23 protein-coding genes and 2 pseudogenes are annotated in these 24,045 nt (G+C 70.3%); 16 read left to right on the top strand and 9 right to left on the bottom strand.

Going from position 1 to position 24,045, the window contains the following annotated elements:
• Positions 1-90 precede the first annotated feature (90 nt).
• Together AB0G04_RS28985 and AB0G04_RS28990 are read left to right on the top strand one after the other, a co-directional pair.
• Positions 91-1,284 carry a hypothetical protein gene (locus AB0G04_RS28985; protein ID WP_360988745.1) on the top strand — a complete coding sequence of 398 codons (1,194 nt, stop codon included), beginning with the start codon at positions 91-93 and terminating at the stop codon, positions 1,282-1,284.
• 74 nt (positions 1,285-1,358) lie between these two features.
• Positions 1,359-2,426: a DUF2855 family protein gene (locus tag AB0G04_RS28990; RefSeq protein ID WP_360988748.1), complete on the top strand. Its 1,068-nt coding sequence runs from the start codon at positions 1,359-1,361 to the stop codon at positions 2,424-2,426.
• Between the two features lie 115 nt (positions 2,427-2,541).
• Here AB0G04_RS28990 and AB0G04_RS28995 read toward each other — a convergent pair whose 3' ends face one another.
• Entirely contained in the window at positions 2,542-2,886 is a 345-nt protein-coding gene (locus AB0G04_RS28995) for an STAS domain-containing protein (RefSeq protein ID WP_360988750.1), read from the bottom strand.
• A gap of 96 nt (positions 2,887-2,982) precedes the next feature.
• On the opposite strand from AB0G04_RS28995, the gene AB0G04_RS29000 reads away from it, so the two are divergent.
• Positions 2,983-3,258: a hypothetical protein gene (locus tag AB0G04_RS29000; RefSeq protein WP_360988753.1), complete on the top strand. Its 276-nt coding sequence runs from the start codon at positions 2,983-2,985 to the stop codon at positions 3,256-3,258.
• Entirely contained in the window at positions 3,255-3,581 is a 327-nt protein-coding gene (locus AB0G04_RS29005; protein ID WP_360988756.1) for a hypothetical protein, read from the top strand. Before AB0G04_RS29000 ends, AB0G04_RS29005 begins: the two co-directional genes overlap by 4 nt.
• A 70-nt stretch (positions 3,582-3,651) precedes the next feature.
• Here the strand turns inward: AB0G04_RS29005 and AB0G04_RS29010 are convergent, their stop codons facing one another.
• Positions 3,652-4,281, bottom strand: a complete 630-nt coding sequence (locus AB0G04_RS29010) for a maleylpyruvate isomerase N-terminal domain-containing protein (RefSeq protein ID WP_360988759.1) — start codon at positions 4,279-4,281, stop codon at positions 3,652-3,654.
• A 136-nt stretch (positions 4,282-4,417) separates the two neighbouring features.
• Between AB0G04_RS29010 and AB0G04_RS29015 the strand changes: the two genes are divergently transcribed.
• From AB0G04_RS29015 to AB0G04_RS29025, 3 genes are all read left to right on the top strand, one after another.
• A complete protein-coding gene (locus tag AB0G04_RS29015; protein ID WP_360988762.1) occupies positions 4,418-5,368 on the top strand; it encodes an endonuclease/exonuclease/phosphatase family protein in 951 nt (316 codons plus the stop codon).
• A 102-nt stretch (positions 5,369-5,470) separates the two neighbouring features.
• Positions 5,471-6,262, top strand: a complete 792-nt coding sequence (locus tag AB0G04_RS29020) for an SAM-dependent methyltransferase (protein WP_360988765.1) — start codon at positions 5,471-5,473, stop codon at positions 6,260-6,262.
• 45 nt (positions 6,263-6,307) lie between these two features.
• Positions 6,308-7,174: a polysaccharide deacetylase family protein gene (locus tag AB0G04_RS29025; protein WP_360988768.1), complete on the top strand. Its 867-nt coding sequence runs from the start codon at positions 6,308-6,310 to the stop codon at positions 7,172-7,174.
• A 1-nt stretch (position 7,175) separates the two neighbouring features.
• On the opposite strand, the pseudogene AB0G04_RS29030 reads toward AB0G04_RS29025, so the two are convergent.
• Positions 7,176-7,313, bottom strand: a pseudogene (locus AB0G04_RS29030) (bacterioferritin); the annotation flags it as partial.
• A gap of 221 nt (positions 7,314-7,534) precedes the next feature.
• Here AB0G04_RS29030 and AB0G04_RS29035 point away from each other — a divergent pair.
• Complete coding sequence (locus AB0G04_RS29035) at positions 7,535-7,795, top strand: DUF3311 domain-containing protein (RefSeq protein WP_360988771.1); 261 nt, start codon at positions 7,535-7,537, stop codon at positions 7,793-7,795.
• A gap of 2 nt (positions 7,796-7,797) precedes the next feature.
• Positions 7,798-9,558: a sodium:solute symporter gene (locus AB0G04_RS29040; protein WP_360988773.1), complete on the top strand. Its 1,761-nt coding sequence runs from the start codon at positions 7,798-7,800 to the stop codon at positions 9,556-9,558.
• Between the two features lie 103 nt (positions 9,559-9,661).
• Here AB0G04_RS29040 and AB0G04_RS29045 read toward each other — a convergent pair whose 3' ends face one another.
• The 5 genes from AB0G04_RS29045 to AB0G04_RS29065 form a co-directional block, all read right to left on the bottom strand.
• The gene (locus AB0G04_RS29045; protein ID WP_360988776.1) at positions 9,662-9,955 is read right to left on the bottom strand and encodes a hypothetical protein; all 294 of its coding nucleotides are present in this window, start codon (positions 9,953-9,955) and stop codon (positions 9,662-9,664) included.
• Positions 9,956-9,966: 11 nt separating this feature from the next.
• Entirely contained in the window at positions 9,967-11,664 is a 1,698-nt protein-coding gene (locus tag AB0G04_RS29050; RefSeq protein ID WP_360988779.1) for a hypothetical protein, read from the bottom strand.
• Between the two features lie 66 nt (positions 11,665-11,730).
• Entirely contained in the window at positions 11,731-13,146 is a 1,416-nt protein-coding gene (locus AB0G04_RS29055; RefSeq protein WP_360988781.1) for a GGDEF domain-containing protein, read from the bottom strand.
• A 64-nt stretch (positions 13,147-13,210) separates the two neighbouring features.
• Positions 13,211-14,311: an enoyl-CoA hydratase/isomerase family protein gene (locus AB0G04_RS29060; protein WP_360988784.1), complete on the bottom strand. Its 1,101-nt coding sequence runs from the start codon at positions 14,309-14,311 to the stop codon at positions 13,211-13,213.
• Positions 14,308-14,979: a helix-turn-helix transcriptional regulator gene (locus tag AB0G04_RS29065; RefSeq protein WP_360988787.1), complete on the bottom strand. Its 672-nt coding sequence runs from the start codon at positions 14,977-14,979 to the stop codon at positions 14,308-14,310. The genes AB0G04_RS29060 and AB0G04_RS29065 overlap by 4 nt, the downstream gene beginning before the upstream one ends.
• A gap of 105 nt (positions 14,980-15,084) precedes the next feature.
• Here AB0G04_RS29065 and AB0G04_RS29070 point away from each other — a divergent pair, with 105 nt between their 5' ends.
• The 7 genes from AB0G04_RS29070 (at position 15,085) to AB0G04_RS29100 (ending at position 23,267) form a co-directional block, all read left to right on the top strand.
• A complete protein-coding gene (locus AB0G04_RS29070) occupies positions 15,085-16,608 on the top strand; it encodes a GGDEF domain-containing protein (protein WP_360988790.1) in 1,524 nt (507 codons plus the stop codon).
• Between the two features lie 122 nt (positions 16,609-16,730).
• A complete protein-coding gene (hppD, locus tag AB0G04_RS29075) occupies positions 16,731-17,936 on the top strand; it encodes a 4-hydroxyphenylpyruvate dioxygenase (protein ID WP_360988792.1) in 1,206 nt (401 codons plus the stop codon).
• 15 nt (positions 17,937-17,951) lie between these two features.
• Positions 17,952-19,148, top strand: a complete 1,197-nt coding sequence (locus AB0G04_RS29080; protein WP_360988795.1) for a cupin domain-containing protein — start codon at positions 17,952-17,954, stop codon at positions 19,146-19,148.
• The gene (locus AB0G04_RS29085) at positions 19,145-19,918 is read left to right on the top strand and encodes a hypothetical protein (RefSeq protein ID WP_360988798.1); all 774 of its coding nucleotides are present in this window, start codon (positions 19,145-19,147) and stop codon (positions 19,916-19,918) included. Before AB0G04_RS29080 ends, AB0G04_RS29085 begins: the two co-directional genes overlap by 4 nt.
• Positions 19,915-21,123 carry a fumarylacetoacetase gene (fahA, locus tag AB0G04_RS29090; protein WP_360988801.1) on the top strand — a complete coding sequence of 403 codons (1,209 nt, stop codon included), beginning with the start codon at positions 19,915-19,917 and terminating at the stop codon, positions 21,121-21,123. Before AB0G04_RS29085 ends, fahA begins: the two co-directional genes overlap by 4 nt.
• Positions 21,124-21,229: 106 nt before the next feature.
• Positions 21,230-21,823, top strand: coding sequence for a DUF3455 domain-containing protein (locus AB0G04_RS29095; RefSeq protein WP_360988804.1), 594 nt, complete (start codon positions 21,230-21,232; stop codon positions 21,821-21,823).
• 1,186 nt (positions 21,824-23,009) lie between these two features.
• Complete coding sequence (locus AB0G04_RS29100; protein ID WP_360988807.1) at positions 23,010-23,267, top strand: hypothetical protein; 258 nt, start codon at positions 23,010-23,012, stop codon at positions 23,265-23,267.
• 582 nt (positions 23,268-23,849) lie between these two features.
• On the opposite strand, the pseudogene AB0G04_RS29105 reads toward AB0G04_RS29100, so the two are convergent.
• Positions 23,850-24,045, bottom strand: a pseudogene (locus AB0G04_RS29105) (IS701 family transposase); the annotation flags it as partial.

The raw sequence follows: 24,045 nt of genomic DNA on the forward strand, positions 1-24,045 counted from the left end.
GCCGAGGTTACGCCGTGCTCGCATCACCCGTGCGGGTGCCACTGATGAAGCCGGGTCCGCCCGCGCGGCACCGCACCTATCGTCACCTACATGATCTTGGCTGTTCCCACGCGCCGGCGGGCGTGCCTCAGCGCCGTGCTCACCACCGTGTTCGTCGTGTCCGGGGCGACCGTCGCGCGGGCGGAGAACATCCCGTTGATCTCCACCAGGCCGGACAGCACGGTCGGGTTCGACGGGACCGTGCACGCCAGCATCCACGTCGGCGACACGGTCTACCTCGGCGGCAACTTCACCCATGCGATCGTCGACGGCAAGAGGGTGTCCCGCAAACGGCTCGCCGCGGTGCACGCCAGAACCGGCGGACTGCTGCCGTGGGCGCCACCCGCCGACGACACCGTGCTCGCCGTGGCCAGCTCCGGCTCGTCGCTCTACGTGACCGGCGAGTTCTCCTCGATCGGCGGGCAGCCGCGGGCCGGGATCGCCGGGCTCGACCTGAAAACCGGCGCGGTCGGCCCGTTGCGGCACACCGTCAAGGGCACCGGCCGGGCGCTGGCCACCCGGGGTGGGCGGCTCTATCTGGGCGGGGAGTTCACCGCGGTGGACGGCCGCCCGGCGAAGAACCTGGCGGCGTTCCACGTACCCGCCGGGGGAGTGGATCCGGCGTTCGACGCCCGCGCCGACGGCAAGGTCAATGCGCTGGCCGTGGTCGAATCCCACGCCCGGCTGTACGTGGGTGGCGGCTTCACCGGCATCGACGGCGACCGGAAGGCGTCCCGCCTCGCGGCGCTGCGCCTGTCCGACGCCGGTGTCGACACCGGTTTCCGCCCGGGGACGCCGTACCCGGTCTTCGCCCTCACGGTCGCGAAGGACCGGGTGTTCGCCGGGCTCGCCGGGCAGGGCGGCCGGGTGACCGGTTACCGGCGCGACGGTGCCGTGCTGTGGAGCAGCGTGACCGACGGTGACGTGCAGGCGATCACGCAGCTGGACGGGGCCGTGTACGCGGGCGGCCACTTCACCGTGGCGTGCCCGAAGGCGTCGCGTACCGCCACCTCCTGGTGCCCGGCCAAGATGCGGGCACAGCCGAAGCTGGCGGCTTGGAACCCGGCCGACGGCAGTCTGCTGGACTGGAATCCGCGCGGCAACGGCAAGTGGGGTGTGCTCACCATGTGGGCGAACCCGGCGCTGCGCTCGGTCACGGTCGGCGGCGACTTCACCGCCGTCGGGTCGAAGGACCGGTCCCGTTTCGCCCAGTTCCGCGCCTGCGGGTACGGCTGCGGCCGCTGATCCGGCGGGCGCCTGTGGGATTTTGCACTCTCAGTGCACTTGTCCCGTACGAGCAGGCTGTTTAGCGTCACGGCATGCCGGATTCATGGACGTTCGCCGTTGCCCGGGACGACCTGTCCCGCACCTTGCTGACCGAGGGCACCACGCCCCGCCCCGCCGAGGGCGAGGCGCTGCTGCGGGTCGACCGGGTCGGGCTGACCGCCAACAACATCACCTACGCGGTGCTCGGCGAGTCGATGCGCTACTGGGAGTTCTTCCCCGGCGGGCCGCGCGGCCTCGGCCCCGAGTGGGGACTGCCGCCGCTCTGGGGATTCGCCGAAGTGACCGAGTCCAGGGTTCCCGGTCTGGAGAACGGCCTGCGGGTGTACGGCTACCTGCCTCCGGCCGGCCACCTCGTGGTCCGTCCGGAACGGATCGACGGCACCGGGTTCCGCGACGGCTCCGCTCACCGGGCCGGGCTGCCGTCGCCGTACAACGCCTATCGCTCGACCACCGGCGACGCCGCCTACCACCCCGGCCAGGAGGATCTGCTGATCCTGTTCCGGCCGCTGTTCTTCACCTCGTTCATGCTCGCCGACCAGGTAGCCGACAACGACTTCTACGGAGCGCGGCAGCTGATCGTCTCCTCGGCCTCGAGCAAGACGGCGTACGCCGCCGCGTTCGAACTGCACGGCCGGGGCCCGCGCCTGATCGGGCTCACCTCGCCGGGCAACGTCGAGTTCACCCGATCGCTCGGCTGTTACGACGAGGTGCTGACCTACGACGAGGTCGACGGTCTCGACCAGGTGCCGGCCGTCTACCTCGACCTGTCCGGGTCGCCGGCGACCCGGGCCGCGCTGCACCGGCGGTTCGGTGACCGGCTGATCCGGGACATCGCCGTCGGCCTGACCGGCAAGCAGCCGAACGCCGACGCCGCGGGCGAGGTGTTCTTCGCCCCGGTCCAGATGCGCAAACGCCGGCTCGACTGGGGTCGCGAGGGCTTGGACCAGCGGTTCGCCGAGGCGTGGCACCGCTTCACGGCACTCGCCGGCAAGTCCCTCGACGTCCTGGCCGGCGAGGGGCCGGAGGCATTACGGCAGGCCTGGACCGACGTGCTCGATGGCCGGGTCCCGCCTCGCGCGGGTCGTGTCGTGCAGTTCTGACGTTGGTGCGGTTCCCACGGCGTGCGGTCACCGGTCGTAACGGTGGTAGACGGCTCCACCACACCGATGAAGCGCACCCAGGCCGACAGCTGCTCCGGGCTGAGCCATTCCGGGTTCACCCGGCGATTCTCCCAGGTGGCTGCAGCAGATGATCGAGCCCGACGATCCGCAGGACGCGGTCGACGATGCCGCGGGCGTTCGCCAGGCGGAAGTCGATGCCGGCCCGGTCGGCGGCCAGGTAGCCCTGGATCAGCGCGTTGATCGCCTCGGAGTCGATGAAGGTGACGTCGTGCAGGTCGACGGCTATCCTCCGCGCGCCCGCGTCCGGGCCGGCCAGTCCGAGCAGCGCGTCGCACAGGTCCTCACGCGCGACGATGTCGAACGAGCCGGCCAGCCGGACCCGCGCGGTCGCGTCGCCGTCGACCGGCTCCAGAGCGATGGTGAAATAGTCGTCCGCCACGGATGTTTGTCTACCAGCAAATATTAACGGTCTCATCTCGGCAGGCCGACAGTTCCGCCGCTCGACGCCGTCAGACGAACGTCATACGCTGGGGTAGTGGGGTACGAGTGGTTGACCGAAGCTCTGGCGCGGCTGCGTGACGTCGAGTCGCAGGAGGTCACCCAGGTCCTCTCCGCGGAGCGGCGTCTGCCGCTGGCCGCGGAGAGCGCCGGGGTGCACTTCCTGACGATCAGCGGCCGCACCCGGGCCGGCCGGCCGCTCGTCGTCGCCGTGCGGCTGCTCGGCGGGCACCGGCAGCAGATCATCGGTGCCCGTGAGATGACCCCGGAGGAACTGGTGCGGTTCAAGGCATGGGAGGCGGACGCGTCATGAGCAGCCAGCAGTACAGCGACGAGCAACTCTCCGCGGCGGCGGCGGCATTCGCTGCCGGGGAGGTGACCTACCACGAGGGTACGAGGGTGAGCCTGCCCCCGGTCCCCGAGAACGAACCGATGGTGCCACTCGGCATCCGCGTGCCACCTGCGCTGGCCCAGCGCATCCGGGTGGCGGCCGACCAGGCCGGGGTGCCCTACTCCCAGCTGGTACGCGAGTGGATAGAACTCGGCCTGACCGAGATGGCCGGTGACCTGACCGTGTCGGTGGCCGTCCTACGCCGGGCCATCGCCCACGCCGCCCAGTCCGGCCACGCCGCCTGAGGCGGGGAGCCGTACCGCAGACGCCTCATCGGCCCTGCAGGGGCCGCCGCCCGGTACGGCCGGCGGTTGATCAGAGCGCGGCTATCCCGGTGGCGCGTTCGGAGCGGCTGAGCGCCCGGAGGACAGCGGTTCCGCCGTGCCGGGCTGCCGCCCAGCGGCACAGCAGGCCCAGCACCGTCTCCTCCGCGCGGGTGGGCAGCGCCGGAGTCGGCACGCCCACGCTGACGGCCAGGTCGTCGCAGTGCACCGCGATCTCCAGCATCCGGGTCGCCAGGAAGTCGCCGAGACTCAGCGCCCACGGGCCGAACGGCAGCTGAACGGCCGTGTCCGCCGGAACGCCCGGAAGCCGCCGCCGCAGGTCCGCGAGCCCGGCCGCGGCCTGTTCCCGCAGTGCCGGGAGGCCGGCCGCCGCGGTCTGCTCGCCGGCCAGCCGGATTCCGGTGTTCAATGCGCTGCCGATGTCACCGTCGGTCCACGTCGACCGGGCGTAGTGCTCGAGCAGTGAGATCGGCGGGGTGCCCGGCGGATCGGCGTCGAGAACAGCGGCGACCACGGTGATCTGGCTCGCGAGATGCCCGGCCAGCCCGGACACCCGGAACTCCGGTAACGCACTGCCCGCCGCCCACGAATGCCCCACGGCCGGATCGCCGAGCAACGCCGTGGCCACCGTTGCCAGGTCCAGGTAATCGCGCTGGATCATCGCCACTCCTCCCACCGCCCTGACCGCAGTCTGGCAGAACCTCCTGAGTGGACGGGGGCGGCGCGCGGAGGCGTACCCATGCTTATATGATCTTGAATTTCTGGTGACGATTCGCAGAACAAAACGGGGAGATATTTTGCGTACGAATCGCTGGCTGGCGCGCGCTGCCGCCATCCTGCTCCTGGCGGCCGGGGCCGTGTTCGCTCCGGCCGGACCCGCCTCGGCGGCCGGCACCCTCTACCGGTTCTGGACCTGGAACGTCGCCGGCGCGAAGGAGGGTCTGGCCTACGGCAGCACCACCAACGGCATGATCACCGCGGCCGCGAACTCGATCGCCTACCGGGCGGACTTCGCGGTGGTCAACGAGATCTGCCAGTCGCAGTACAACGCGCTGATCGCCGAACTGCGCGAGCTCGGCTTCCCGGAGGATCCCAGCAACTTCGCCCGCTTCACCCCGGCCACGCCCAAGGGCCCGTGCGCCGCCGGGGAGGCGAAGGGCGCGTTCGGCAACGCGATCTTCAGCCGGTACCGGCTCGACGACGCGCAACGCTGGACGCTCACCGGGGACACCACCGGCGAGATCCACACGCTGACCTGCGTCAATCCGGAGGGCAAGCCCCAGCTGCGCTTCTGCGGCACGCACATCACGTCGAAGGGCACCCGGGACGCCAACAACGTCTTCTACAGCAGGCACCAGCTCGAGGACGTGTACGACCGCCTCGAGGCGTTCAACACCGCCGGCCACACCGCGGTGCTCGCCGGTGACCTCAACGCCCAGCCGCAATACGAGCGGCTGGACTTCTTCGGCGGCTATCACGAGATGGACAACGCCGATGATGCCAACTGCCGCGGGTACGGAGAGTGGACCGCCACCCAGCCCAACATCGCCAACCCCACCCCGTGCGGTGCCAGCCTGACCAAGGTCGACCACATCTTCGCCCGTAAGAACCGCATCACGGGCGCCTACACCGCTGACGTGCTCGGCCTCGCGCTGACCTGCACGGGCGTTCCGGCCACCGCCGACTACAAGGCCGGTGCCTGTTCCGACCATCGCATCCTGGTCGGCCACGCCTACCTCGGGGTCTGACGCCGGAGTGTGCCCGCCGGGTCCGGCCCGGCGGGCACACGTCCGCGAACCGAACTGGCATGATGAGCGCCGTCGATGTCACCGTGGACCTGGAGGATCTCCGTGACCGAACCGGCGGCGAAGCATCTGGACACCGATACGCCGCATTCGGCGCGGTTGTGGAACTACTGGCTCGGCGGCAAGGACAACTTCCGGGCCGACCGCGAGGCCGGGGACGCCATCGCCGTGATGCTGCCGTCGATCGTCGCCCTCGCACGGGAGGACCGGAAGTTCCTGCGGCGCTCGGTCGAGCACCTGGTCCGTGACGGCGGGATCCGCCAGATCCTGGACATCGGCACCGGCCTGCCGACCGCCGACAACACCCACCAGGTGGCACAGGCCGTCGCGTCGGAGACCAAGGTCGTCTACGTCGACAACGATCCGCTGGTCCTGGTGCACGCCCGGGCTCTGCTGGCGGGCAGCCCCGAGGGCGTCACCACCTATGTCGAGGCCGACCTCAACGATCCCGAGTCGATCCTGCGCGCGGCGCGGGAGACCCTCGACTTCTCGCAGCCGATCGCGCTGACTCTGCTCGGAATCGTGCACTTCATCCGGGACGACGAGGCGGCCCTCGCGGTGATCCGCCGGCTCGTCGAGGAGCTGCCGCCCGGCAGCTATCTGGCGATCGCGCACGGATGTCACGACATCAACACCGCTGAGGCGCACCGCATCGTCGACTTCTGGAACGAGCGGGGCACCCCGAAGATCAAATACCGGAGCGCGGCGCAGATCACCACGTTCTTCGACGGCCTGCGCCTGCTGGAACCCGGGGTCGTCCCGTGCAACCGATGGCGGCCGGACGGCGATCCCGGCATGGATGTCAACCAGTACTGCGGCGTGGCTGTCAAGGAGTAGCTTTCCGGGTGGCGCGGCGGACGCGGCTTTGCCATTCTCGCGGGCATGCCTCTCGATCGGCGGTTGCTCGCCCTCTGCACGGTTCTGGTGCTGGCGGGGTGTGGAACGCCCGCGCCCCGGGCGGAGCCGTCGCCGCCGGCCGCGTCCCCCGCCCGCTCGCCGATCCTGGAATCGGCCGCGCCGGCGGCATCGGCACCGGGCGCGCCGGCCGGGACGCCGGGCGCGGTGGCTCTCGGTGAGTCACCGCCGGTGGTGCAGCACGGGTCGCGCGAGCGCAAACGGGTGGCGCTGACCTTCGACGCGGACATGACCGACGCGATGTCGGCGCGGCTGCGGCGGGGCGAGGTGAAGTCGTACGCGAATCTGCGCCTGCTCGGCCTGCTGGAGCAGCGGCGCATCCCGGCCACGTTCTTCGTCACCGGCCAGTGGGCCGAGGAGTATCCCGAAGTCACCCGCCGGATCGCCGGGAACCCGTTGTTCGAGGTGGCGAACCACAGTTACGAGCATGCCGCGTTCACCGGCGACTGCTACAACCTGCCGCGGGTGAAACCGGCCGGCATGACCGAGGACGTGGCGAAGACCTTCCGGGTGCTGGAGCCGTTCGGCGGGCGGCAGACCCGCTACTTCCGGTTCCCGGGGCTGTGTCACGACCGGGCGGCGCTGCGGGCGCTGGCGCCTCTCGGGGTCACCGTCGTGGACGGTGACGTGGTGAGCGGGGACCCGTTCGCCCGCGGGCCGGAGCCGGTGGTGAAGGCGGTGCTGTCGCAGGTGAAGCCGGGTTCGGTGGTCATCCTGCATGTGACCGAGGCGAACGCCCTCTACACCGACGACGCGCTACCGGCAATCCTCGCCGGGCTCCGGCGCCGCGGCCTGGAACCGGTCACACTCTCGGAGCTGCTGACCGCTGGTTGAGTCACCCGGCTTCCGGGTGCTCCGTGACGTTCTGCAGGTACAACGGCTCGCCCAGCTTCTCGATGAGGCTGAGCTGGGTCTCCAGGTAGTCGACGTGGTGTTCCTCGTCGGACAGGATGTCCTCGAAGATGCGGGCGGACGTGACGTCATTTGCCTTGGTTAGGCTGCCCTAAAGGCCCAGCTCACGGAAGTTCCGGCGGGCGTGAGCCGGTGTTCGGCCCAAAGGGGTCAGTGACTACTTTCGCCCGGCGAGTGCCCGAACAGCCGATATGGCCTCACCTGAACGGTTGGTGAACGTGATGTCCGTCACCTGCCAATATTGCGGCCGGTGGACACTTGATCACCCTCCGGAGGCTGTCAATGGCGGACAGGACCCTTCCCACCCCGCGGCCGAGGCACGCCGTCGCCGAACGACCCGGGCTGCGCGGCTTCTTCCGCCGGCCCGACGCCGACCGGCGTAACTGGCTGCTGCTGATCCCGATCGTCCTGCCGCTCCTCCCAGCCCTCTACAACCGCGTCGAACCGGCATTCCTCGGGCTGCCGTTCTTCTACTGGTGCCAGCTCGGCTTCGCCTTCCTGGCCAGCTCGGTCATCGCGTACGTGCATCTGCGGACGAGGTGACCATGGACGATCAGAAAGTTCAGCTGATCGTCTTCACACTGATCTTCGGTCTCGTCGCGATCATGGGGTTCGCGGCGTCCCGATGGCGCCGGCCCGACTCCATCCACAGCCTCGAGGAATGGGGACTCGGCGGCCGGGCGTTCGGTAACTGGGTGACGTTCTTCCTGCTCAGCGGGGACGTCTACACGGCGTACACGTTCGTGGCGGTGCCCACCCTGGTCTACGGGATCGGCGCGGCCGGCTTCTTCCCGGTGCCGTTCCTGGTGATCGTCTACCCGATGCTGTTCGTGGTGCTGGCCCGGTTCTGGTCGGTCTGCCACGTGCACGGTTTCGTCACGCCCGCCGAATTCGTCCGCGCCCGGTTCGGGTCACGCCCACTCGGTACCGGAATCGCCGTGCTCGGGATCGTGGCGACCATGCCGTACATCGCCCTGCAGTTGATCGGCATCGAAGCGGTCTTCGAAGTGATGGGACTGCCCAAGGGCTGGCCGCTCACCGTCGCGTTCCTGGTGCTCGCCCTCTACACGTTCAACTCCGGACTGCGCGGGCCGGCGCTCGTCTCCATCGTCAAGGACACCCTGGTCCTGTGGTCGGTGCTGTCCGTCGTGATGATCGTGTCGATGATGCCGGGCGGCTGGGACCCGGTCTTCCGGCTCGCCGAGGCCAAGTACGCGGCCACGCCCCGCGTCGACGACGGGCTCCTGCTGGCGCCGCAGAGCCAGCTCAACTACGTGACCCTGGCCCTCGGATCGGCGCTCGCCCTCTTCCTCTACCCGCACACCCTCACCGGCGTGCTCGCCTCCCGCAACCGTGGCACGCTGCGGCGCAACCTGGCCGTGCTGCCGCTCTACACGCTCACGCTGGGCATTCTCATGCTTGTCGGATTCGCTGCCATCTACAGCGGGACCAGCGCCGTGGGCGGGAACGCCAACACCGTCGTACCGCAATGGTTCAGTGAGAACTCACCCGCCTGGACCGCCGGGATGGTCTTCGCCGCCATCGGCGTCGGCGCCATGGTCCCCGCCGCGATCATGTCGATCGCCGCGGCCAACCTCTTCACCCGCGACATCTACCGCGTCTACCTGCGGCCCGACGCCTCCGACAAGGAGCAGACGTACGTCAGCAAGATCGTCTCGCTCACCGTCAAATTCGGAGCCCTGCTGGTCATCCTGCTGCTCAACACCCAGTTCGCCATCGACCTGCAGCTGATCGGCGGTGTCGTGATCATGCAGACGCTGCCTGCCGTGGCGCTCGGCCTCTACACCAACTGGTTCCATCGGTGGGCGCTGATGAGCGGCATCGGAGCCGGGCTGCTCGTCGGCATCGTCATGCTCTGGCAGGTGCCGAAACTCGGCGGACCCGACGGTACGACCGTGGTGCGCGAGCACTTCGGCGGTTCGGCGTGGCCGCTCGACACCATCGGCATCGACAGCGACGCCAGCATCTACGTGGGAATCGTGGCGCTGGCCGTCAACCTGATCGTCACGTTCGCGGCGACGCCGCTGTTCCGCGCCCTGGACGTGCCGGACGGGCGCGACGAGACCCGTTCCCAGGACTACGTCGCCGACGAGGGCGACCCGACGATCCGCCGGATGACCGAGATCATCGACGGGGACCAGCCGCGCGAGCCGGTACCCGCGGCCCAGCCGACGTTCTTCACCCCGGCTGCTCAGCGATATCGCAGCTACCCGCAGGCGGGAAGCCCGTCGCGCGGTTACCCACCTGCCGAGCGTCCGTCCCGGCGGCCGTTTCCCCGCCGCTGACCCGCCGGCCGTATCCCACCCCAGAACCTCGAGCCGCACCCGGCACATGCTGCGGGCCGGGTACGACAGGCCGGTGCACCGCTTTTCGGCGAGGCGGGGCGAATCAGATCACGTCCACCGGGTACAGGTCGGTGCGGGCGATCGCCGCGTCACGTTCGGCGGTCAGGGCGGTGCGGCGCGGGTCGGCGAGGAAACCGTCGTAGCCGGTCCGGGAGGCGAATTCGATCAGCTGCGTCTCGTCGGGGGCACCGGCCGGGCCGTCCGGCCGGGTGCGGGCGCGTTGCAGCAGACGGCCCTCATGCTCGCCGAGCAGGGTCAGAACCTTGTCCTCGTACGCGGTCAGCGCCTCGCCCCGGCCCGGATGCGCCCACAGCAGGACACACAACTGGATCGTCATGCACCCGTACCCTAGTCGGCGGGCTGAACCTCGACCGTCACCGATCCCGGCTGATCCAGGTGCGGGTCGACCTCCAGCAGGTAGCGGCCGGCCGCCCGCGCGACGAAGGTGAGGGTCTCGGGCTCGTCGTCGGTGGCGGACATCGAACACCCGCCGAGTTCGCCGCCGTCCGGGGCGCGGACCGTCACGACGGCGCCACCGGCCGGCAGGTCACCCGCCCGCAGCACCACGTCCAGCCGCCGGCCCGCGGTCACGTCGAAGCCGACGAACGCCCGCCCGCCCGGCCCCGTTGCCCGGGCCTGTACCGCCGGGCCGCCCACCTTCGCGGTCACCGTCGACGACCCGCCGATCTGCACCGTGTAACGGCCGGTGGCGGGGCCGTCGGCGACGACCTCCACGGTGTAGCGGCCGGCCACCGGGGCGGTGAACGGGATGTCTGCCAGGTGCGATTCGGCGCCGTAGCCGAGTGAGCCGGTGCCGATCTCGGTGCCGTACGGCGAGCGGATCTTGATCTCGGTCTTGGCGTCCTCCGATGTCGTGCTGGTGCTGCGGGTGATCACCGCCAGCCGTTGCCCCGCGCCAGCCTGGAACGCGGCGATCCCGGACTTGCCCGGCCGGTCCAGATCCAGGCTGACCGCCGGGCCGCCGATCCGCGCCTCGGCGGTGGCCGGAGTCAGGATCGCGACGGCGAACCGGCCCGTGGCCCAGTCGACCGGGTTGATTTCGAGGACGTGCCGGCCCGTCCGGCGTACCTCCAGGTCGAGGACGGACATGGCGGCGGAGCCGGAGTCCAGCAGCGCCGCTCGTTTCCCGTCCGGGCCGCGGGCCTCGAGGTCCAGCCATGAACCGTTCTCGAGGCCGGTGCCCCGCGCCACCACCAGCAGGCGGTCACCGGCCGTCGCCGGGAACGTGACGAGCGAGCGCCCGCCCGGCACGGTGACGGAGGTGCGGAACTCGGGACCGTTCACGGTCGCCGGCATCGGTGTCCCGGGAGCCGTCACGAAGACGGTCATCATGCCGGTCGCCCCCTCGGGGGCGGTCAGCTCCAAGGTGTAGGTGCCGGTCTGCGGGGCCGTCAGGTCCTTCGACGATCCGCCGGTCTCGTAGACCGGTTCGAAGAAATTGCTGATCAGCTCCCCGCGGACGTCCCTGACGGTCAGCTCGAAGGCGGAGGCGCCCTCGTCGTCGTCGACCTGGCCGGCCACCGAGAACAGCTGGCCGGCGGTCGCCGGAAACGTCGCGAACGCCCGTTCACCCGGCTGCCGGATGTGCAGGCGCAGCGCCTTGCCGTTCAGCGTGGTGGTCTGCCGGGTCGATCCGGCCAGCTGCAGGCTGCCGGTGCCGGTCATCTGCCTGCCGGCCGACGGGAGCACCTCGGCGGTGTAGTCACCGGTGACCCGGGCGTCCACGGCGATCGCGGCCAGTGACCGCGACCAGTACAGCGTTCCCCGGGTCGCCTCGGCGCCGCCGGGACCCCGGATGACCAGGTCGAACGCGTCCTCGACGGGCAGTGTGCCCCGGCGCAGCACCACGGTCAGCCGGTCGCCCTTCGCGGCGGTGAACGTGGCGATGCTGGTACTGATCGGCGGGCCGCCGAGGGTCAGGCGCTCGCCGGTCCTCTGCCGTCCCGTGGCGCTGGCCGGACCGGACGACAGCACGGCCACTGCGGTGATCATGAGGACCGCGACGAGGCGGCGGAGAGACGGCACCCTTCGGACGGTACGGCCGGATCCGTGGGCTGACCCGCGAATCCGCGTTGTCGTCGTACCGGGGCCTTACGCGGCCGTTGCCCGCGGGGCGGCGTCAGCGGTCTCGTCGGTGATCACGCGGGCGCGACCCGACCGTTTGCCCTCGTAGAGGAGGCGGTCGGCTTCTTCGAGCAGTTCCCGGGCGGTCCGGTGGCCGTCCCAGCGGGTCAGTCCGGCGGAGAACGTCTGTCCCCGCGGAGTGAGCGCCTGCAGATGTTCCACCGCACGGGCCGCCTCGGCGGTGGTCCGTCCGGTGAGCAGGACACAGAACTCCTCACCGCCGTACCGGGCCAGCAGGTCGTCGTCGCGTAGCCCCGCGGACCAGGCGGCGGCCGCGCCGCTGAGCAGTTCGTCACCGGCCTGGTGGCCGTGCGTGTCGTTGAACCGCTTGAAATGGTCGAGGTCCAGCAACGCCACCACCAGCGGTTCGCCGGTACGGGCCGCGCGTGACATGGCCTCGGCCAGCCGGTCGTCCCAGCGACGGCGGTTCGCGACGCCGGTCAGCGGATCCTGGTTGACCAGCACCGACAGTCGCCGCGCCTGGTGCTCGACCCGCATCACCAGACCGGCCATGCGGGCGGTCACCAGCAGGAACAGGATGATCGAGCTGACGCCCACGGGCAGCCAGTTCTGGGCGATCCGGCCGGTCGCGCCCTGATAGAGGCTGACCGCCGGGGCGAGCAGGATCGCGACGGTCAGCAGCGCCAGACGGGGGCGTACGAAGGCGGGTGGCTGGGTCAGCGGAACCGTGAGCTGACGCATCGACGGATGCAGGACCGCCGCACCGACGAAGGCGTAGCTGAGCAGCTGCGCCACGTCGGCCGGTGCACCCGGGCGGAACGGCATCGTCATGATCATTACATCGGAGAAGACGGTCAGCGCAAGCGCGGCGAGCATCATGAGATAACTCGCGGTCCGGGCTCCCGGCGTGGTGACCAGCAGGGAGATCAGCACGAACAGGGCGATGTCCCCGGCGGCGAACAGCAGCTGGAGCCACGGCAGCGTGACCTGCCCCGCGATCAGTGTCCAGAACAACAAGGCCAGACTGGTCGCCACGATCCCGGCGTCGATCCCGGCCGTACGGTCGTGGTACCGCACCCGCCCCCGGATCAGGCCGATCAGCGCGTGGCAGAGCAGCGGGTATCCGGCGAGGAACAGCAGCGAGCTGACATGCGACCACGGCGCGGCGGTGGTGGCCCGCTCGATGACCGTGCCGGCCAGCCACACCCCGATCCCGGCCACGAAGACGTACCACGTCGACGGCTGGTCGGGCCGGTAACGGCGGACCGCGGCCAGCACGACGGCGATACAGATCAGGCCGTCGAGCCCGTAGGCGACGGGATGCCACCAGCCACCGTCCGGCAGCATCGCGTAACCGGCCGCAAGGACCGCACCCAGGGCGAGGCACAGCTGCCACGCTGGGGGCGTACGTCGTTTCGGCACGCCCGTTCATCGGCGCGCAGCGCGGTCACCTGAGCCTCGGCACGGTGACGTGCGACTCCGGAGGTCAACCGGCGAAGCAGGCCTCGACCACGGCCGGGTCGACCTCGGCGAGGGAAGCCGGCTGCCAGCGGGGCCGCCGGTCCTTGTCGATGATCTGCGCACGGATGCCCTCGGCCAGATCGGGCAGCCGCAACAGCGCCGCCGACAGGCGGTACTCCTGGTCGAGCGCCGCCCGTAGCCCCGGCAGGCGGGCAGCGGACCGCACCGACCGCAGTGCGACGACGAGCGACATCGGTGACTTGGTGACGATCTCCTTGGCCGCGGCCTGGGCGTCCGGCGACGGATGCCCGGCGAGCCGTTCAATGATCATGGCGACGTCGTCCCCGGCATAGCATTCATCGATCCAGCCACGGGCCGTGCCGAGCACGCCCGGCGGCGGGTCGGCGGCGAGCGACGCCACCACGTGCGCGGCGTCCTGCCCGCCTACCGCTTCGGCCATCGGCGCGGTGACGCTCCCGGCGGGCGAGGTGACCGGCGACCGGCCACCGGCGGATGCGACGGCACCGTCTGCGGTCAGAGCCGCGATCAGGTCCGGAAGACGGCCGGCGGGCAGGAAGTGGTCGGCGAGCCCGGCGGTGAGCGCGTCGGCCGCACCGATCGTGCCGCCGGTCAGAGCCAGGTGGGTCCCGATCTCACCCGGCGCGTGTGCCAGCAGCCATGATCCGCCCACATCCGGGTGGAAGCCGATGCCGACCTCGGGCATCGCGAGCCGGGAGCGTTCGGTCACGATCCGCAGTGCGGCGTGCGCGGAGACGCCGATGCCGCCACCCATCACTAAGCCGTCCATCCAGCTGACGACCGGTTTGGGGTAGGCGGCGATGTCGGCGTTGAGCCGGTACTCCTCGGCCCAGAAGTCGAGCGAACCGGTGCCGCCGGAGACGGCGTCGGCGTGCATGGCCCGCAGGTCGCCGCCGGCGCAGAGCCCGCGCGGTCCGGCGCCGTCGATCAGGACGGTGCGCACGGTGTCCGATTCAGCCCATTCCGCAAGAGTACGGCGAAGGAGGCCGACCATCTCGGCGGTCAGGGCGTTGATGGCGGCCGGCCGGTTGAGGGTCAGCCGGCCGAGGCCGTTCGTCACCCGGGCGATCACGGGCGGCTCACTCACGGGGATCCTCTCGACGACAAGCGGTGGTGCGGGGGAGGGGCGAGGCGGTCCGGGCCGCTGGCGGCCAGCAGGTCCGCCTCCGGGATGCCGAGCGCCGCCGCGATCTCCTCGACGAGACTACGTGGTGGGGGCCGGTAGCCGCCGAGCACGGCGGCGATCGTCGACCTGGCGCGCCCGGTCCGGCGGGCCAGCTCGCCGGCGGAGACGTCGCGTGCGGTCATCAGGGAGTGGAGCAGAGCACCGAACGGATACCGTTCCGGCTCGCCGGCCGGGAATGCCGCCGGCCCGATGACCGCGTCACCGACCTTCGCCTCGAAGCGCAGCAGCCGGCCGCCCGCGAACCAGATCCTCGCCGACAGCGGCAGCGTCTCGTCGCCGCGGCCGACCGTGCCGGCCACGTAGACCTGGGTGAACGCGTGGGAACTGCGGGCGCGGCCGTTCTCCTCCACGGCCACGCGGGGTGGTTCCACCCCGGTCACCCGCCATGCCCGGTCCCACCACGGCCACCGCGCGAACAGCTCGTCGAGGAACGGCGGCAGCACCGTGAGGTCGGCGGGCGGCGGGTCCTCCCGGTTGACCGGCCAGTACGACAGCGCGGCGAGCACCGGCTCACTCAGTACCGGCCGACTCGGTACCGGCTCACTCGGTACCGGCCCGGTCGACTCCATGACATCGGAATGTAGTCAATGCCTGCCGGATTCGTACGCCCGAAGTAGCCTGGCGGCGGCGGAAGAGTGAGGCGGCGGAGTGTGAGGACCGGGGTGCGGGACCGCGTGGTGCCGAGTGATGTGCACGAGGCCGCGATCGAGCACGCCTACCGGTTGATCGAAGCGGCGCAGGGGCACAACGACCCGACGGCGGTCGACCGTGCCGAGCGGGAGGCGGTCGCCAACGACTGGACGGACGTTCTTCTCCTGCTTCACATGGTCCGCTCGCTGGCCTGTGCAGAGGACGGCGTCGACGACACCGAGCACGTCGACGCGATGGTCGACGGGGCGGTGCTGCTGGGCGATCCGGCGCTGCTCGCGCTGGCGGTGGGACAGAAGGCCCTGCGCTGTGCCGGTCGCCGTCGTACCGCCACGACCGGGGAGTCCGCGGCCGCGCTGCTGGTGCGGGCGGTGGTGCTGCTCGACGAGGCGGACCGGACGAGTCCGGTGGTGCACCGGGCCGCGGCGCTGATCGAGGTCGCGTGCGTCGCCCACGAACTCGGTTTCTGGGAACTGGCGCTGGAGTACTACGAACTGACCGAGCGGGCCCTGGCCGAGCCGGGGGAGCGCTGGGCCGAGACGATGCGCCGGCATGGGCGGGTGGTGTCGATCAACTCGTTCGACCTGGCCCTCGACTGGGCGAGCTGTCTGGTCGCGATCGGCGAGTGGGACACGGCCGCTGCCCGGGCACGAACGGCGCTGGCCCTCGGCGACCCGACCGACGCGGACTGGCAGCCGGGGTGGGTGGGGGAGGTCCGTGGCATGCGGCACCTGCTGGCCGCGATCGCCGGGGAGGCCCGCACCCCGGCCGAGGGCCGGATCGCCGCGCTGGGCGGGGCGATCGCCGCGGCCCGCGCCGGGGACGCGGCCCTTGCCGCGGTACTCGCCGAGGAGGCCGGCGACGACGTCGGCATTCCGCTGCCGAGCGGTACGAGGCTGCTGCGCCTGTGCATCGCGGCGAAGGAACCGGGCACCAGCCGGCCCGCCATCCGGTACGGCGACGAACTGGCCGTGCTGCGCTGGAACGACCGGCTGGACCGGATGGCGGGCATCCGCGACGCCATCGCCGTGGAACGCCGCCGGCGCGACCACGAGCAGCTGCGCCGGGATCTGGTGGTCGACGAGCTGACCGGGCTGGCGAACCGGCGCGGCTACCAGGCGTACCTGGCGACCCTGGGCGACAACCGGGCCGACGACTCGGCGTACGCCGTGATGATGATCGACGTCGACCATTTCAAGGCCGTCAACGACGGGTTCGGCCACGATGTGGGTGACCTGGTGCTGGCCCGGCTGGGGCAGATCCTGGCGGTCCACGTACGGCAGATCGACCTGGCGGCCCGGCTCGGTGGCGACGAGTTCGTGGTGATCCTGGCCGACGTGCACACCGGTGTCCCGGCGGCACGGGCGCAGCAGATCCTTGACGCGGTCCGGTCGCATCCCTGGGGCGAGGTGGCACCGGGGCTGAGGGTGTCGGTGAGCATCGGCGTGCACCACGGCAGCCGGCGGGAGCTGCCGTCGCTGCTGTCCGACGCCGACCGCAGCCTCTACAACGCCAAGCACGAGGGACGCGGTCGCGTCTGGGCAAACTGACCAGCGAAAGAGGCTACCGACCCGTAGATCTGGGCAATCTGCCGGGCCTTTTCACTGCTTGTTGTGCAGTGACCGGCGTCTCGTAAAGCTGTGGGCATCAGCAGGGCCCGAAGGGAGCACCGATGTCCGTCAACGAGACGCTGACCAGCGAGGAACGACTCGCGGAGCTTGATCTCGACACTCTCAAGCAGCTCGTGGGACTGGTCGAGTACGACTCCGCCGGAGACCCGTTCCCGGTGACCGGGTGGGACGCGATCGTGTGGGCGGTCGGCAACGCCACCCAGACCGCGCACTTCTTCCAGTCCGCGTTCGGGATGGAACTGATCGCCTACTCCGGCCCGGAGAACGGCAACCGCGACCACATGTCGTACGTGCTGAAGAGCGGCGCCATCCGGTTCGTGATCAACGGGGGCGTGGACCCGGACAGCCCGGTCATCGCCCACCAGGCGGCACACGGCGACGGCGTCACCGACATCGCGCTGACCGTCCCGGACGTGGACAAGTGCATCGAGCACGCCCGCGCCCAGGGCGCCACGATCCTCGAGGAGCCGCACGACGTCTCCGACGAGTACGGCACGGTCCGCAAGGCCGCCATCGCGGCGTACGGCGACACCCGGCACACCCTGGTCAACCGGGAGCACTACACCGGTCCGTACCTGCCCGGTTATGTGGCCCGGACCTCGACGCACCGCAAGCGTCCCGGCGCCCCGAAGCGGATCTTCCAGGCCCTCGACCACATCGTCGGCAACGTCGAGCTCGGCGCCATGGACGAGTGGGTGGACTTCTACAACCGGGTCATGGGCTTCACGAACATGGCCGAGTTCATCGGCGACGACATCGCCACCGACTACTCGGCGCTCATGTCGAAGGTCGTGGCGTCCGGCAACCACCGGGTCAAGTTCCCGCTCAACGAGCCGGCCGTCGCCAAGAAGAAGTCGCAGATCGACGAGTACCTGGAGTTCTACCGCGGGCCGGGCGCGCAGCATCTGGCGCTGGCCACCAACGACATCCTGCGTGCCGTGGACGCCCTGGTCGAGGAGGGCGTCGAGTTCCTCGCGACGCCGGACTCCTACTACTCCGACCCGGAGCTGCGGGCCCGGATCGGCGAGGTGCGCGTGCCGATCGAGGAGCTGCAGAAGCGCGGCATCCTGGTCGACCGGGACGAGGACGGCTACCTGTTGCAGATCTTCACCAAGCCGATCGGCGACCGGCCTACCGTGTTCTTCGAGCTGATCGAACGGCACGGGTCGCTCGGATTCGGCAAGGGCAACTTCAAGGCGCTGTTCGAGGCGATCGAGCGCGAGCAGGCCAAGCGCGGCAATTTCTGATCCGGGAGGGCGACGATGGCTCATTACCAGAAGGCGGGCCACGTCCCGCCCAAACGGCACACCCAGCACCGCGACCCCGACGGCCGGCTGTACTACGAGGAGCTGATGGGCGAGGAGGGCTTCTCCTCCGACTCGTCGCTGCTGTACCACCGGCACGTGCCGTCGGCGGTCGCCGGCGCCCGGATCTGGCAGCTGCCCGACCAGACCACCGAGGCCAACCTGCCGCTGCTGCCCCGGCACCTGCGCCTGCACGAGCTCTTCGACGGCGAGGAGTGGAAGTCGTGCGACGCGGTCCGGGACCGGCGGCTGATCCTCGGCAACGCCGACGTGCGGATCGGGTACGTGGTGGCGGGCACCGCCTCGCCGCTGTACCGCAACGCGACCGGTGACGAGTGCGTGTACGTCGAGGCCGGCGCCGGCACCGTGGAGACCGTCTTCGGGGACCTGCTCGTCGGTGCCGGCGATTACGTCATCGTTCCGCGGGCGACCACGCACCGATGGGTGCCGTCCGGGGACGAGCCGCTGCGGCTCTACACGATCGAGGCGAACAGCCACATCGCCCCGCCGAAACGCTACCTGTCACGGTACGGGCAGTTCCTCGAGCACTCGCCCTACTGCGAACGCGATCTGCGTACGCCCGACGGCCCTCATGTCGTCGAAGGGGAGAACGTCGAGGTCTACATCAAGCATCGGGGCGACGGGCCGGGCGGGCTGGCCGGGACCGTGCACATCACGCCGCACCACCCGTTCGACGTGGTCGGATGGGACGGGTGCCTGTACCCGTACGTGTTCAACATCGCCGACTTCGAGCCGATCACCGGGCGGGTCCACCAGCCGCCGCCGGTGCACCAGGTCTTCGAGGGCAACAACTTCGTGATCTGCAACTTCGTGCCCCGCAAGGTCGACTATCATCCGCTCGCCGTGCCGGTGCCGTACTACCACTCGAACGTCGACAGCGACGAGGTCATGTTCTACGTGGGCGGCGACTACGAGGCCCGCAAGGGTTCCGGCATCAACGTCGGCTCGGTGTCGCTGCACCCCGGCGGGCACTCGCACGGGCCGCAGCCCGGCGCCGTCGAGGGCAGCCTCGGCGCGGAACGGTTCGACGAACTGGCGGTCATGGTCGACACGTTCCGGCCGCTCGGCCTGGGTGAGGCCGGCCGGATCTGCGACGACGGCGTCTACGCCTGGACCTGGGCGCGGAACTCGTGAACCCGCTGTTCGCCGGACTGTTCGACGACGCGGCGATCTTCCCGCCCGGTAACGTGCCGATGCCCGCGGCCGTCTCCGCCCATCGTGAACGGCAGTCGTCGGCACTCGCTCCGCTCGCCGGGCCGTTCGTGTGCTCGCTGGCCCGCTTCGGCGAACTCGCCGAGGCGGCGGCCGGCGGTCCGCCCCTGAGAGTGTCGCTGGTGCTTCCGGGGCCGGTCGCCGGTCCTCCCGACGCTCTTCCCGCGGCCGCCGGGCTCGAGATCGCCGGCGTGGAGGGTCCTTCGCTCACCGCCGACGGGACGCTTCCGACGTACACCGAGATCCCCTGCCGGGAGGTGACCGCGACGCGCGTGGCGGCCCTGCGCGACGCCGGCCTCCGATTGAAGATCCGGACCGGTGGCGTACGCGCGGACGCGTTCCCCAGCGAGGCCGAACTGGCCGGTGCCCTGTGGGCCGCGGTGCGCGGGGGCCTCGCGTTCAAACTGACCGCCGGCCTGCACGACCCGATCCGCCACCGTGACCCCGTGACCGGTTTCGAACACCACGGTTTCCTGAACGTGCTGCTCGCGACCGCCCGCGCCCTGCAGGGTTACGAGATCGAACGGGCCCTGGCCGACCAGGACGGCCGGCGCGTCGCGGCGGCCGTCGCCGGAATCGACGAGGTCCTGGTCAAGGCGGTCCGGCACCACTTCATCAGTTTCGGCACGTGCAGCATCGACGAGCCGGTCGCCGGCCTGCGAAAGTATCGACTCCTGGAGGACCCGCGTTGACCTGGCTCGACATCCCGGCCGGCCACCCGTTCGGCCTCACGACCCTGCCCTACGGGGTGTTCAGCACCCCCGCCGACGCGCACCCGCGGGCAGGTGTCGCGATCGGTGAGCACATCATCGACCTTCCGGCCGCGGCCCGCAGGCTCGCCCCGGAACTCGCCGCCGCCGTCGCCGGACCGAACCTGGACGCGCTGCTGGCCGCCGGCCCGCGCACATGGCAGGCGCTGCGGGCACAGCTGACCACCTGGCTCACCGACGAGGTGTACCGCGACCTGCTCTCCGGCCACCTGGTTCCGGCCGCCGACGCGATCATGCACCTGCCGTTCACGGTCGCCGACTACGTCGACTTCTACGCCTCCGAGCAGCACGCCACCAACCTGGGAAAGATGTTCCGGCCCGGACAGGACCCGCTCACCCCGAACTGGAAGCACCTGCCGATCGGCTACCACGGCCGCGCCGGCACCGTCGTGGTCTCCGGCACCGACGTGGTGCGGCCGTCCGGGCAGCGGCGCGGCCCCGACGGCGAGATCACCTTCGGGGCGTCCCAGCGGCTCGACATCGAGGCCGAGCTCGGCTACGTCGTCGGCACGCCGTCCCGGCAGGGCGAACCGGTCGCCCTCGACGCGTTCGAGGAGCACGTGTTCGGGGTGTGCCTGGTCAACGACTGGTCCGCCCGGGACATCCAGGCCTGGGAGTACGTTCCGCTCGGCCCGTTCCTGGGCAAGAGCTTCGCCACGTCGATATCCCCCTGGATCGTCCCGCTGGCGGCTCTCGACCACGCCCGGACACCCGCGCCGGAACGGACCGTGCCGCTGCTGCCGTACCTCGACGACGAGAAGGCACAGCCGTGGGGCCTCGACATCCGCTTCGAGATCCGGCTCAACGGGCACGTCGTGTCGGCCCCGTCGTTCAGTGGCATGTACTGGACCGGCGCGCAGATGCTCGCCCACATGACCGTCAACGGCGCGTCGCTGCGGACCGGTGACCTGTTCGCCTCCGGCACGGTCAGCGGTGGCTCACCCGGCTGCCTCATCGAACTCACCTGGAACGGGCAACAGCCACTGACCCTTCCGGACGGTACAGACCGGACCTTCCTCGCCGACGGCGACGAAGTGGTGATCACCGCGACCGCGCCAGGTCCGAATGGGACAGTCGTCGGCCTCGGTGAGGTACGTGGCCGGATCCGTTCGGCTCCCACCGGATAGACGAACGGACAGTCACCGGGCCGGTTTGATCCGTCACGGCCCGGTTCCCGTGTCATGTCGCGGAAGGTGGGCAGCTCCGCCCACCCGAGCAGGCAGGGGAAAGCTCATGCTCACAACCCGTTCTCGGATCCGTACGCTCGCGGCCGCCGGAATCGCCACGGCTGCCACCGCGGTCGTCACCGTCACCGGCGCCGCCCCGGCGTCCGCGGGCGTGCACGACGACAACCGTCCCGGCGTACGGCCGGTCGCCGTCCCGCTGATCCCGAAGGACATCAGGCCGCCGGCCGGTTCCAAACTGGTCGGCGCCTACATCGTCACGAGCGGCACGCAGACGTACACCTGCGTGGTTCCCGACGGCGCCACGACCGGCGCGTTCACCGGCGGCTCGGTACCCGAGGCCCAGCTCGTCGGCACCGGCGGCCGTATCCACCACTTCGGAGGCCCGAGCTGGCAGTCGGTCCGCGACGGCTCCCTGGTGACCGCCTCCCGCGCGGCGTCCTCCCCGGTCACCGGAGCCATCCCGGAGCTGCTGCTGAAGGTCGAGACCCGTACCGGCAAGGGCGTCCTGAGCCGCTCGGACTTCATCAACCGCTTGCGTACGTCCGGCGGCGTGGCCCCCACCGGAACCTGCACACCCGGCCAGACGGCGTCGGTGCCGTACGGCTCGATCTACGTCTTCTGGGACGCCCCGGCCACCTGACCGACCACCGGCCTGACCTGCCGGGCTTGGTATGCCCCGGCCTGACCTGCCCGGCCTGACCTGCCTGACCTGCCCGGTCTGTCTGGCTTGGTCTGTCGGGCTTGGTCTGCCCGGTTTGGTCTGCGAGACCGGCTCGGCTGTCCGGCTCGGCCTGCGGGCCCGGTCTGCTCGGCCTGTTAGTTCCGCTGCGCCGATAGTTCGCCAGGCCTGCCTCCTGACCGGCAGCCGTGCTGACCGGCGGCCGTGCTGACGGCTGGCCCCCGAACGGCACGCCGATGGCGAAGGGCGCTTGCCACCGGAGCCCCGGCGGAGCATGTCGCGTCCTGGACATGCTCCGCCAACGCCGGCCGACACCGTTTCGAGCCGCCGCCAGTGACACCGGCTCAACCCGTAGCGTCGAGTTCATGGTGCCAATTCGCTGAGCTTGTCCGGCCGGTCTGGGACATGGACATCCTGTGGCTTGTCGCATCGGGTTAGTGGTACCGATTCGGTAGGGCTTTTCGGACTGGTTCGCGGCGTTGACCCTCTGCCGCCCGCCGCCCGCCGCCCGCCGCCCGCCGCCCGCCGCCCGCCGCCCGCCGCCCGCCGCCGTGCGGACGGGTGGTGCCGGACTGGCCGGGTTTCTGAACGAACCCGCGGTAAGGGCTGCCAGGGGCGTTGTCGGACCGCGGATCGGCTGGTCCCGTGTTGTTGGCTCATTGTGGTGCGGAATCGCCTCGGGCTCCGGATCGCCCCCCGCATATCCCCCGCCACACCACGCCGCCACCGCCGCAGACCACTCCGAATGGCAGTTCGCCGAACCGATGAGTTCGGCTTTCTGCGTTTCATCGCAATGTGTAAAAGGCCACGATGTCCGGCGGCTTCGCGCCGTACCAAACAGCCTGCTGAGTCTTCGCATCGACCCATTTATCGGCCACAGCCTGTTGTGCGCAACTGCAGCGGAGACGGCCTGATAGATCCGTGTTCTCACGCTGGTAATCGCTCGTCGACCACCGCATCCCCGGGCAGACCAATGAAGGCCGAGTGCGACCGTGACCGCCATCCTGCGACGACCACCCCGATCCAGAAAGTCCCCAGAGTGAGCCGGCCGATGCGGTGACGGATCCGGGCGTCCCGCCTGAAGTCCGAACAGAAGATCGACAGGCCACAGTCTGTGCCGGAACCGAAGGCCAACACGCTGCGGGGCGTGGCCGGGGTGCCGGGTTCGAAGGTCGGCATGCTGCGCGGTGTGGCGGGTTCGAAGGTCGGCATGCTGCGCGGTGTGCCGGGTTCGGAGGGCGGCATGGTGCGGGGCGTGGCGGGTGTGCTCGGTTCGGAGGGCGGCATGTTGCGGGGCGAAGCCGATGCGCCCAAGTTCAAGGGCAGCTCGCTGCGTTGCCGGCGCACGCCGGCTCAGGTCCGAAGGGCGTGCCTCATCGGCCTTTCCCGTGATTACCGGCGATGACACTGATACCGACACCTCCGGAAGAGTCTGAGGCGTGCCCGCGTCCCTCAGCGGTGCACAAGCCGCGGCCCGACCACTGCCTGTGGGGGTGTCCGCGGGTGGAGCATCTACCGCGGAACGGCGCCCGGCATCCGTCACCGGCACGGCCGCACCTTGCCGGATACGGCGGAGCTTCTCCGCATGGCGACGCTGCAAACCCCAAGCGCGTTGCCTCTCATGCTGCCGGCGAAATTCTTCTCGAGTGGCAGAGTAATTCCGTGCAGCGGTTCGATCGCGCATTCCGGAAATCTCGGCCCTGCTGAACAGTGAAGCCTGCCCCATGAATATATTCTCCAGCACTTCCGCGCCGAAGTGTAAGCATTCGATCATGAGAATCCAGAACCAATTCATGTAGTCGGAGAGACGCTCCAAGGCCCTCGGTGAGCGGGGAATGCCGCGCAAATGCGGACCGTCGCCGCCAGCCCGCCCCGCCACGGCTGGCAGCGGGGTGTGAGCCGGCGAAGGGGGGCGAAAGGCCGCCGATACTATGACCGGGCGTTCATCACCCTGCCCCGCGCCGCCAACCAGCACGCCGGGGCACCACTAGTAGTACTTTGTTAGGTCGGCACGGGTTGGTGGCAGTGTGGGCAGAAACCGAGCCAGGTGCTGAGTTGGTATTGCAGGTGCCGTAGGACGGCGTAGAGGCTCAGGGCTGCCCTGCTGCTTTTGGGTCGGTCAGCCGTAGCTGGGTGAGGAACAGCTGAGCGGCGGTGGCAAGGGTGACGTGGCGGTGCCAGCC

The organism is Actinoplanes sp. NPDC023801 (assembly GCF_040639655.1).
Classification (GTDB): Bacteria; Actinomycetota; Actinomycetes; order Mycobacteriales; family Micromonosporaceae; genus Actinoplanes.

Bases quoted from the DNA above. Each gene is read 5' to 3' on its own strand.
- AB0G04_RS28985 (WP_360988745.1), top strand. From the start codon at position 91: ATGATCTTGGCTGTTCCCACGCGCCGGCGGGCGTGCCTCAGCGCCGTG.
- AB0G04_RS28990 (WP_360988748.1), top strand. From the start codon at position 1,359: ATGCCGGATTCATGGACGTTCGCCGTTGCCCGGGACGACCTGTCCCGC.
- AB0G04_RS29005 (WP_360988756.1), top strand. From the start codon at position 3,255: ATGAGCAGCCAGCAGTACAGCGACGAGCAACTCTCCGCGGCGGCGGCG.
- AB0G04_RS29010 (WP_360988759.1), bottom strand. From the start codon at position 4,281: ATGATCCAGCGCGATTACCTGGACCTGGCAACGGTGGCCACGGCGTTG.
- AB0G04_RS29025 (WP_360988768.1), top strand. From the start codon at position 6,308: ATGCCTCTCGATCGGCGGTTGCTCGCCCTCTGCACGGTTCTGGTGCTG.
- AB0G04_RS29035 (WP_360988771.1), top strand. From the start codon at position 7,535: ATGGCGGACAGGACCCTTCCCACCCCGCGGCCGAGGCACGCCGTCGCC.
- AB0G04_RS29040 (WP_360988773.1), top strand. From the start codon at position 7,798: ATGGACGATCAGAAAGTTCAGCTGATCGTCTTCACACTGATCTTCGGT.
- AB0G04_RS29045 (WP_360988776.1), bottom strand. From the start codon at position 9,955: ATGACGATCCAGTTGTGTGTCCTGCTGTGGGCGCATCCGGGCCGGGGC.
- AB0G04_RS29065 (WP_360988787.1), bottom strand. From the start codon at position 14,979: ATGGAGTCGACCGGGCCGGTACCGAGTGAGCCGGTACCGAGTCGGCCG.
- hppD (WP_360988792.1), top strand. From the start codon at position 16,731: ATGTCCGTCAACGAGACGCTGACCAGCGAGGAACGACTCGCGGAGCTT.
- AB0G04_RS29080 (WP_360988795.1), top strand. From the start codon at position 17,952: ATGGCTCATTACCAGAAGGCGGGCCACGTCCCGCCCAAACGGCACACC.
- AB0G04_RS29095 (WP_360988804.1), top strand. From the start codon at position 21,230: ATGCTCACAACCCGTTCTCGGATCCGTACGCTCGCGGCCGCCGGAATC.